The following is a 7713-nucleotide window of genomic DNA, read 5'->3' as shown; positions in this document are numbered from 1 at the left end:
AGGAGTTATCCACACCGGAATAGATGTACTACGCTGTCTCGGGGTGGGTCAGATTTAGATGAAAACGTTGGGTCAAGATTCGGTGGAAATCAACAGTTCGAGCCGGTGCTGATTGCCAAAGGCGAGCGGCGCTTTATCGGGTTCGACGACAAGGTCATCGCAATTCACGCGCGCGGCATGAGCGTGCGAGAGATTCAGGGCTTCCTGCCGGGTATGTACGGCATCGAGGTATCGCGATGACTTCATCGGCACGGTCACCGACGCGGTGATCGACGAAGTGCGTGAATGACAGCAGCGACCGCTCGAGCCGATGTGTCCGGTGGTGTTCTTCGATGCAGTACGCGTCAAGTTCCGTGACGAAGTCGAGGTGCGCGACAAAGCGATCTTCCTGGCTGGCGCTAGGCGTGCGCCGCGACGGCACATGCGACGTGCTCGGCCTCTGGATCGAGCAGATCGAGGATGTGAAGTTCTGGCTGCAGGTGGTCAACCACCTGAAGTTGCACGGCGTGCAGGACATCCTGATCACCGTGGTCGACGGACTGAAGGGCTTCCCCGAAGAGATCAACTCCGTGTTCCCGGAAACGACCGTCTAGACCTGCATCGTGCATCTGATCTGGAACTCGCTGGACTTCATCGTAGGATGGCTGCGACGGCGCTCAAGGAGGGCTACCGGGCACAACGGCTGACGCGGCCGCCGTGGTGCTGGACGCGTTCGGTGCCAGCGCGTGAGGATGTCGCTGGCTGCGTAGCACCGCGTCTCGATACGGCCATGGCCCCTCAACCTCGCGATGCTCACTTGTATAGCCTCCGTAGACCTTCGGCACGCGCTTCATGGCCCCACAAGCCCATGGTAGCCGGCTGAGCATGGTGCCCTAGTTTCCCTTGCAGGTAGCACATAGCTGCGCCCGTATTCACAAGGCGTTGCGCGATTTCGCGCGGGCAGCCCATCGCGTCGATGGTGACAAATGCGCTCTTGAGCAGCGGCGCATCGAGCAACTCTGGAATAGCTGTAATTTCGTTGCATTTGTCGGGGGCGGTATCCACTAAGCACCACGCTTAGTCCGGCACCATATGCGGAGACCAAATGGATCACGCGCTGGCCGTGCTGATCCGAACTCCATACTGTCTTGCCGTCAATCGCCACAAATTGGCCGGCCAGCGCTGAGCACACACCACCCATCCAGCACATGAAGCATGCCTTGAACTGCTTCGGATCGAGGGCCACGAATACCCGGCCGAAGATGTCATGAGAGGGGGCGTCCTGTTCCAGCGGAATGTGGCGGCGCAGCCAATTCAGCTTCGCGTTGCCTCACGGTTCGATTCCGATCCAGCTATCCGCCCCCGAACGAATTGAACACAGCGCGACCATCAGCATCTGCGTCAGTCCGTGAGCGGTGTACGGCTGCTGGGATCTATCAGATTACCGAAGGCTTCTTCAATACTCAGGGTGTCATCGTGCATCGATTCGCCACGCAAAAAGGCCGCAGCAAGCGAGCTACTAGTGACCTTTCATGCAATGGCCCTGCCCAAGTTGCGGGGTGCTTGATATTTTCTGACTGGTCAGATGTTCATCACTAGACAGACATATCAACATACTGAAACGGAAATGCGTTGCAAGTAGGTTCTTTGAACTGGTGCGTTGTGGGTGGTTTCAAGGCCGAAGTAAACACCTCACCGGTTAGTGAACAGACCTCGGACTGTGGGGTTGGCAAGAACTTGGGCAAAAATACCGAGCAGCGTGCGCCAGAGTCGTGTTGAGATTGTCTGTAATAGCGTTGAGGTTCTCTTGAGAGTTGTCAGACAGATCGAAGTCCTTTGGCACGTATCGCCGCCGCACGCAGTTGGCGTTCTATCAAGAGCCGTGTTGCCAGGGGATATGTGGGGCGCAGAGGTAGATTCGTGCATTGGTCGCGTCAGCCAACTCGGCGTGCCGTTTGATTTCGATACTTTAGCCGAAGGTAAGCAGTGGCGCGGCCAACGATTGCCGTTTGGTAATAAATGCGGCCGGCATCGAAGCGACAATCGCATTAAATTTCCGAGTTCGCTGCTCGATATTCATACGAGGCGAACCGTAAGCACCTTTTACCTCAGCATGTTTCGAGTTGAGCGGTGCCAGCGGTTGTGTATCGTGCCACAGTACGTGCGCAAGTCACTGCGTGTGCCGTCGGCACTACCGTGGCGGTATCTGCGCGGCGTCTCGACTGGCGACATGAGCGAAGCGCTCAGCGTCCTGCTCGGCGATAAGGCGAAGGGCTTGTCGGCTAATGCCGTGGTCTGCTTGAAGGTGACGTGCGCAGACGAATTCGAGCAATGGAGTAAGCGGGACTTATGGGCGGCCCGCTGGGTTTACTTGTGGACCGACGGCATCCGCACCGGCGCCCGAAGCGACGATTCTGACGGGCAATGCCTTCCGGTAATCACTGGCGTGGAACCGGATGGCAGCAAGGAACGGGGGGCGCTTGCCGACGACTATCACGATTCGAAGGATTCATGGGGCGAGTTGCTGCTGGACTTGAAGGCCAGCGGTATGGATGCAGGCCCGCTACTAGCCCTCGGTGACGGCGCAATTGGACTTTGGACGGTGCTCGCGGGTGTATTCCCACAGACGCGACACCAGCGCTGCTGGTTTCACAAGATCGGCAGCGTGCTCAATGCCTTACCGAAGTCGCAGCAGAGCCGAGGGCAAGGCTGCGCTCGTGGAGATATTGAACGCTGCGCGCGCCGTTGCGATAGTTGCCTACGATCAGTTCATCGCAACCTATACGGCCAAATATCCGAAAGAGGCCGAGAAAATCACGAAAGATCCCGACGAACTGCTCGTGTTCTACGACTTCCCGGTCGAGCATTGGCGGCACATGCGCACGATGAATCCATTCGAGTCGGCCTTCGCGATAGTCCAGCATCGCACGATCCCCACACGAGACGGTCTGTCACGCGCGTGACACTCCTCGGAATGGACCCAAGCGCTTGCACATCGAAGCAGCTGAGCAGTCGTGGTACCGCGTTCGAGGTGTCGACAAAACTGAACAGATCTTGAACGGCATGCCCTTCAACGAGGGAACCCCGCGCCCCTGCTCCTGCTCAACAGCTTACCGCTTGATCATGTCGATTGCTCTCCGGACACCACATTTGACATTAGCTTCGTTTTCGGTTCCGCGTGCCGCTGCGCTTCCGGGCTCGATAGTCAACGACGTTGACCAAAAGAGCACTGCGCGGCAAACCCAGCGGTCCGCTTGGAGGTTCCGAATCTATCCCGGCGTCGCTCATTGTGGGTCGTTCGTGACATACAACCTGTCGCAGCTTGTTGTGATCCCGAGTTCCATTGACCGCCGTTTCATCTCGACCCGTAACCGCAATATTTTCGTTTGCTTGGGCGTCACGACTTTCGCGCCAGGATCGTTCGTTCAACGTTCCAGCTATCGCAGCCTTGACCTACGAGACCACCACGTCTGGCCTGAGATACTCAGTTTCCGGGCAACCGCATGAATCCTCTGCCCACCCTGAACCCGCTGCACTGCCAGCGCTTGGTGTTACGGCGTGTATAGCTGTCTCGGATTTTCTAACATTTTGTATTTTATAAAGTCGATCCAACGAGACCTCATAAAATGCAGCCTCATGGAGGGTCGTAAACTATAATGACACTATAAAAATTTATGAACAAATAAAGCATCCTGGATATTGGAATAAAAATTCCGGGATAATTTTTTATACATTGATATATTTTTAACGGAAAGTTTGGTTTGCCATGACTATCAATACTTCAAATTCGTCAATTATTCATGTGTCGGGTAACCATAATCCAGTGTCGACATCATCAAAGAAATCTACACCGCATTCGCAGAAGGGTGACGATGTGGTTGACAAGAATGATGCTGCTGCTGGTGAAAAAATCAGTGAAAGTAATTCTCGGGCGCCGTCCGATACGGATTCTGTGTTGCGTAACAGGAAAAAGAGGAGTATTTCAGTTGTGCCTCCTGACGTAGAAGATCAGCAGTCTCGTGAAGGATCCAGCTACGCTGATAAAACAAAAAATCGCTTAGTCAATCAGGTTGGTCCGATTGGCACGGGAGAAAAAGGAGGAGTTGAAATTACCGCGGTAAAGGGGCGGAAAACCGTTGTCACTTACCAAGGAAAAGAGATTGCTGGAGATAGTGAACGGGCTGATTCATATCTTAATAAAATTTGGAAGGCAGCGACTGATTACCATAACGCGCCGGCGAGCGAAAAGGAGGATCGGGCTAAAGAACTCGCACGGGCAGTTTACGAATATCGCCAAATAACGGGCATAGGCACGGTTCCCGCTCGGTTTCACTTTGAATGGGTGGATGGAAAAGGGCACACTTCTTCAGCTTCCTTGCAAGATAATGGTGAAGAGATCTATCTCGCAGTGGCCGGCGATAATGTAGACCTCCAAGGCAAGGGTCAGGCCGTCTTGTATTCATCATTTCGTGGATCTCGATATGCATCAGGCGAAGATGGTTGGCCGCCGGCGACAAAACCTGAGGAGGCAGGCTTACTTGGGCCATCGACGACCTCCAGTACTATGCCGAAAATCACGTTTAATTTGAATGAAAAAGATGAAACCACGTCGTCTGAAAAAAAGGATCCGAAGATATCAATAAGCCCGTCTGGAAAAGATGCCGTAAAAGATCCGGTTCTCGAAGAATTTTCAAAAATTGAAAAGAAGTTAAAGAATTCTCCTCAGTGGCCGAGAATAAAGGAAATCCTTCGCAAACTTGGGGTTGTTGGCGCAGCAAATAAGGATGAAATTCCATATCTGCTAAATTCGCTGAAAACGGAAATCAAGAATGCGTTGAAATCCCCTGGCAATCTATTCGGAATCGGAAGTACGGCATTTTCTATCGTCGTGAATTTCGACGGCCTTGCCGAAGGAGATCCAAAGGCGATTGTTCCAGTAACTGTGAGTATTATTAGCACGTCTGCGTCAATTTCTGTTACCGTAATGGAGGGTCGAGAGTTTCCAAAACTTAGATTTGCCGTGCAATATAATAACGGTCCAAATGGTGAATTGACGGCAGCCAAAATCAAGCCACCGAGCGCGCCCAATCTTGCCCCTTACATCAAAGGAGCACAGACCCTCATCATCGTCGGCGGAATCGTTATGGGGGCATGGGATCTGACGACGGGAACGATTGAGATATTCGATGCTAAGACTCGAGCCGAACGAACACAAGCTTACTTGAAGGCGGGGTCAGGGGCCGCCTTTGCCATTGCTGGCACAGCCGATCTACTGGCATTACTCGGAGTCGGAGCAACCGCAGTCCCGATTATCGGTGCTGCAGGCAATATCGTTGGGGTAGCGCTGGTAGTAGCCGGAGTAGTGGTGACGACAGTGGCAGTAATACAGGGGCGCGACAACACAGCTCGAGGGATCGAGCAAGAACTCGATTATCGACATGAATCCACTCAGTTGGAACAAGTCGGCCAGTTCTTTGAGGTAAGAACTTCGAAAATTCAGGATGATACAACAGATATGGAAAGAAGATATGGTTTCAAAACTGGCTCGGTGGTGACGAATAATAATTCCGCGGATTACATTAATTCGGTCAATTCAGATCACAACAGTGCTTCCGGACAGTGGAAGAGGGGGGGCAATGGTAAATATGATTCTGATTTCAACCCAGATTACATCTACTCGAAAAATACACACGAAAACAGCCTTGATTTGGATGCTGCTAAACCATCTGCGCATCCAGATGTCTATAAGCCAAAGTTGAATCAGCAGGTAGTCGAAGTCAGGGGCGATTATGTTGAAAAAAAAATCCCTGTTATGAATTATTCGGCCGGAGTCCGGGCAACCCAGAATGGCTGGGAGCCAGCTGATTACAGTAATATCGCAAAATTCTATGGGTACAAAACGCTCGATCTCGGTCACTCTGAAACTGTGCTGACGAATCACGTGTCTGGCGGATCACCTTATTTGCGTAAAACTATCGATAATAATAATCAATCTCAATTGATCGTTGTAGATGAAATGCCTACGACGCAGCCGCCTTCTGCCTTTGTGCCTCGCAGTCATCAAGCGAACTTGCAATACGAAGAAAAAGAGAAAGAAATGACAGGGAAATTGCGCAAGGAAGAGGAGGATGGATTGCCCGACATTAAGTTTATCCCCGTGCCTGGTACGTCGAATCAACATGTGGTTGATGACATGAGCGTGATTACGAATGATGGTATTGCCGTTTCCAAGAAACACACGGGAAAGACAATATTCCCAATTTTCCCATCTGTGTTTACGGCAGCTAGTCTACGAGCATATATGAAGGAGCTTGTCTTGGCTCTTAAGAATGAATACCCCGAGTCTGCGCAAAAATACGACAAAATTTTATCTCGGATTTTGACCACTGACGATGGTACACTTATGAACTCTGCTATGAAATTTTTTTCTGGTGTTAGCAAAGCTGATCGATGGTATTTCATGCAAAACTCACAACTGGTCAATACGCCACTCGGTCGAACTGTCTCCGATATTCTACTAAATCGTGGTCCCGCTTCGGCTCTTGATAAATCGGGCCATGAAATAAAGATTACAAGCGAAGTTTCTGGATGGAATTCGCCCGTCAAGCGACCTGGAGAAACTGTCCGTCAGGCGCTCAATCGGCATATTGATGAACAGGAAAGTAATGGGAGGGCAACGCCGGATCAGGCTAAGAACTGGCGTAACTTTATCGCAAGCAGCAGGGATGAGGAGTTGGATGAAGTTTTTGATCCTTGCAAGCGATTCGTGAACCGAATGGTGCTCTCGATGCAACTCAATGATTATAGATACATAACTGATTCCGTCAATGACTCTCCATACTCCGGATCTCCGGTGACGAGCTCATTTCCGTCTGCGCCGGGCGTTGCTTATGCGCGCAAACCGGACGACTTCCAGCGAACAATTGCAACGAATCCGAATGTCCCTGATGCCGTTTTGCTAAAAGGTATTTATCATCGGACAATTATCGAAATTAAGCATCCCGCGGACATGGTTGTTATCGCGGAAGTACCTCAGCATGAGGTGATCATTCGACTGCCCGCAGAGGCGGAAATGCAGGCTGGGAAGGGATTGCGCCTGAAGCCAGAAGTGACGGTGACTGATGTGCACTACGGCGAGGATGGTAAGTCCGTGACGTTGACGTTTCCGGGGGGGCGCACAATTACAATAACCGGCTCAAATCGAGAGCAGTTGGAGATCTTCATAAAAAATATGAATGGCTGATTTTTATAGGCTAAATTTAACAATGAAAATTATTTGTCTCTATTAATTTATTGAATGTTGATGTTGTCAGATTCAGTTGCTTTGTAAGAGCTGGCAATTTATGACGATGGGGGCGGTTGGCTAAGTGCGGCGGCCGGCCCACCATCCACGATAAAGGTGTCGCGCGGTTCCGCGGAGTGCGGGAATGATTGCTCTATATAAAGAATCCGAATAAGAATTGGCGTTGAATCAGAATTATTCTTGTTCGGAAGTAGAGATTTCCGGCTTGGTTGAGTGGTCAGGCGAGGCGGTTTCCCTTGCCTGACGGGAGAATTCGGCAGGCGTCATCCACTGCAATGCAGAGTGGGGACGAACCTCGTTATAGTGGGTTCGCCAGTCGTCGATTTTGCTCCGCGCGTCGGCCAATGAAAAGAACCAATGCACGTTCAGGCATTTCTGCGCGGAAGTGTTCGTTAAAGCTTTCGACATTGGCGTTGTCAGTTGGTGTGCCC

2 protein-coding genes and 4 pseudogenes are annotated in these 7713 nt (G+C 51.5%); 3 read left to right on the top strand and 3 right to left on the bottom strand.

All coding sequences use genetic code 11. From position 1 onward, the window contains the following. Window positions 1-96: 96 nt before the first annotated feature. Window positions 97-659 (top strand): annotated as a pseudogene (locus tag ABIC51_RS40645) (IS256 family transposase); the annotation flags it as partial. A 133-nt stretch (window positions 660-792) separates the two neighbouring features. On the opposite strand, the gene ABIC51_RS40640 reads toward ABIC51_RS40645, so the two are convergent. Together ABIC51_RS40640 and ABIC51_RS40635 are read right to left on the bottom strand one after the other, a co-directional pair. After that, window positions 793-1044 (bottom strand): hypothetical protein, encoded by a 252-nt coding sequence (locus ABIC51_RS40640; protein ID WP_354007103.1) that lies wholly within the window; start codon window positions 1042-1044, stop codon window positions 793-795. A gap of 58 nt (window positions 1045-1102) precedes the next feature. Next, window positions 1103-1297, bottom strand: a pseudogene (locus ABIC51_RS40635) (transposase family protein); the annotation flags it as partial. An 828-nt stretch (window positions 1298-2125) separates the two neighbouring features. On the opposite strand from ABIC51_RS40635, the pseudogene ABIC51_RS40965 reads away from it, so the two are divergent. Together ABIC51_RS40965 and ABIC51_RS40620 are read left to right on the top strand one after the other, a co-directional pair. Further along, window positions 2126-3066 (top strand): annotated as a pseudogene (locus ABIC51_RS40965) (IS256 family transposase); the annotation flags it as partial. 679 nt (window positions 3067-3745) lie between these two features. Then, complete coding sequence (locus ABIC51_RS40620) at window positions 3746-7222, top strand: hypothetical protein (RefSeq protein ID WP_354007101.1); 3477 nt, start codon at window positions 3746-3748, stop codon at window positions 7220-7222. 234 nt (window positions 7223-7456) lie between these two features. Here the strand turns inward: ABIC51_RS40620 and ABIC51_RS40615 are convergent. After that, window positions 7457-7713: pseudogene (locus ABIC51_RS40615) on the bottom strand (integrase core domain-containing protein); the annotation flags it as partial.

It is taken from the genome of Burkholderia sp. 572 (assembly GCF_040545135.1).
GTDB lineage: Bacteria > Pseudomonadota > Gammaproteobacteria > Burkholderiales > Burkholderiaceae > Burkholderia > Burkholderia cepacia.
This window is presented reverse-complemented; position numbering and strand designations above follow the sequence as displayed.

Bases quoted from the DNA above. Each gene is read 5' to 3' on its own strand.
- ABIC51_RS40620 (WP_354007101.1), top strand. From the start codon at position 3,746: ATGACTATCAATACTTCAAATTCGTCAATTATTCATGTGTCGGGTAAC.